This window comes from Pseudomonadota bacterium (genome assembly GCA_039196715.1).
Taxonomy (GTDB): Bacteria; Pseudomonadota; Gammaproteobacteria; order CALCKW01; family CALCKW01; genus CALCKW01.
Genome location: JBCCUP010000157.1, coordinates 1 through 2736, shown reverse-complemented (window position 1 = coordinate 2736; position 2736 = coordinate 1). Strand labels below are relative to the sequence as shown.

The 2736-nt window shown below is 64.4% G+C and carries 2 protein-coding genes; both read left to right on the top strand.

The window, feature by feature from the left end; translation table 11 throughout:
- Positions 1 to 987: S8 family serine peptidase (locus tag AAGA11_22975; GenBank protein MEM9605738.1), on the top strand; the 987-nt coding region annotated here is incomplete at its 5' end.
- Between the two features lie 1103 nt (positions 988 to 2090).
- Positions 2091 to 2736 (top strand): S8 family serine peptidase (locus AAGA11_22970; protein ID MEM9605737.1); only part of this gene is annotated, 646 nt, incomplete at its 3' end.

The window sequence follows — 2736 nt, the reverse complement described above, 5'->3', positions numbered from 1 at the left end:
CGCAGCACGCACAGCCAGTTCGCTGGTCGCATGGGCCCCGGCTACGACGCCATCGGCGGCGGCACCGAGGACTGCAACGGACACGGGACGCACGTGGCGGGCACGGTGGGTGGCTCGACCTACGGGGTGGCCACCAACGTCTCGCTGCACCCGGTGCGCGTGCTCGGCTGTAACGGCTCGGGCAGCACCACTGGCATCATCAACGCGCTGAACTGGATCGGCCAGAACGCGACGCTCCCGGCGGTGGCCAACATGAGCCTGGGCGGCGGTGCTTCGTCGGCGCTCGATCAGGCGGTGGCCAACTTGGTCAACACGGGGGTCACCGTGGTCGTGGCCGCGGGCAACAGCAACGCCAACGCCTGCGGCGCCTCGCCGGCTCGGGAAGCGTCGGCGGTCACGGTGGGCTCTACCACCAGCAGCGACAGCCGCTCCAGCTTCTCCAACTTCGGGACCTGCGTCGACGTATTCGCGCCGGGCTCGAGCATCCTGTCGGCCTGGCACACGTCCAACAGCGCCAGCAACACGATCTCGGGCACCTCGATGGCCTCGCCGCACGTGGCCGGTGTCGCCGCGGCGTACCTGCAGGGCAACCCCGGGGCCTCTCCGGCCCAGGTGGCCGCCGCCCTCACGAGCAACGGGATCTCCAACACGTTGAACAACGTCGGTTCCGGCTCGCCCAACCTGCTGGTGAACACCGACTTCATCGGTGATGGTGGTGGCGATCCGCCCCCGCCGCCCCCGCCCCCGCCGGCCGGCGGCTGCGAGGACAGCTGCGGCGGTCAGTCGCCCGACGGCTGCTGGTGCGATGACGCGTGCGTCGGGTACGGCGACTGCTGCGACAACTACGAGGACGAGTGCGTCGCGCCTCCGCCCGATCCCAACAGCTGCCAAGACAACAACACCTGCGGTAGTCAGGCCCCTGGCGGTTGCTGGTGCGATAACGCGTGCGTCAACTACGGCGACTGCTGCGCCGACGGGCCCTGCTAGTCGATAGAGGGGCTTGGTAAAGCCCCAAGCAGTTACCTAGGGGACGCCGTCCCCTAGGTAACTGGAGGCGAACCGGGCGCGCCGGTTCGCCTCCAGGCGCAGGCGATCCCTACGGGCACACCGACGAACCCTGCGCGTGCACCCAGACGTCGAGCGTGGCGTTGTTGGCCATGAGCGTCGTCGTAGACCACCACGCCGTGACTACCCGATTGGCGATCTCGCTGTCGCTTACGCGTATGGTGCCTTCGACCAAGAGCTCGCCGTCCGAGTCCGGGTTGCTGTTGCGCTATGTGCGGTAGCTCGTTGTTGGCCGAAGCCGAGAGCACCTGCCGGTCCTTCCGGTAGCGCACAAGGGGTTCCGCGCCAGTCAATGTGATCGAATCTTGCACCGTCCCCACTGCGTGCAGCAAGCCGCCGACTTCGATGACAATCGGCTGATCTTGCGTCACGTTGACCGTGGCGCCTGGCTCGATCGTCCGGTCTGCCGTTACGAACAAGCGGTCGATCGCCCGATACGGAACCTGGTGGTGTCGTCGATCCCGACCGATGGCCGTACGACCCGACCAGCGTTGAGCGATCCGGCGTGTACCACATGCGCGTGGTCTTTTTGGGAACGAAGGGAATTCCAGCGAAGGCGTAGGAGTAGCGCATGCATGACGGCGCAGCCTCTCTCACGTTCGCTGAGAGTGTAGGTATCAAGTGGCCATCATCCCCAAGTGCATAAACAAGCGATCGATGGCCGTTTGAGGCGGTAGAATGGTGGCATCTGCGAGATTTGTGCGGGCGGCGAAGAGTAGGGATTCTTGCGCAACATGCGATGCCCGACCATATTCACACATGTCGCCCTGCACGAAGGCTCGGCGCTGCCGGTGGAGGTGCTGCCGTCTTGTGCCCACTAGCGAACAGGGCGTGGTTAGCAATACAATAATATAAGTTTACATATTCAGGTTCTTGCTCCATATTCGCTTCCGGGTAAGTCATTCCTTCAACACACAAATGTCCCTTTGCCGCGAGGCAAAGTGTAGTTGGAAAGGTGCCATGTGATGAGTTCGAAAGTTGTTCAATCATCCCGTCTGTCAATCGTACTGCTGTCATCCCTTGCCGTGACGGCATGTGACACCGAGTCCGAAGGTCGCTCCCGAGGCGATTTTGCGGAGGATAATCGAGCCGAGGGGTTCGCCGCGCCCGTATATCGGGTCGACGATGCGGCGGATGACGCCAGCGTGGAGTCACTCACTGTCAGGAGCACGGGGCGCTTCATCGTGATCCTCAAAGAGGAAGAGCTCGCGAAGTCCTCCATGGGGACCGTGATAAGCCGCTTCTCCGATGTGCGGATCGAGGAAACGATCGACGCTCCGAAGCTTCACGGCTTCACCGCGCCGCTCACCGAGGACGAGATCGAGCACCTGCGCTTCAGCCCGGAGGTCGATTTCATCGAGGAGGAGCAGATCTTCACCGCCAATGCGCCCACCAACCTGTGGGGGCTCGATCGCATCGACCAAAACGACCTCCCGCTCAACGGCGACTACACGGTCGCGGCCGACGGCACCGGGGTCGAGGCCTACATCGTCGATACGGGCATTCGCAGCACGCACAACCAGTTCGCTGGCCGCATGGGCCCCGGCTACGACGCCATCGGCGGCGGCACCGAGGACTGCAACGGACACGGCACCCACGTGGCCGGCACGGTGGGCGGCTCGACCTACGGCGTGGCCACCAACGTCTCGCTGCACCCGGTGCGCGTGCTCG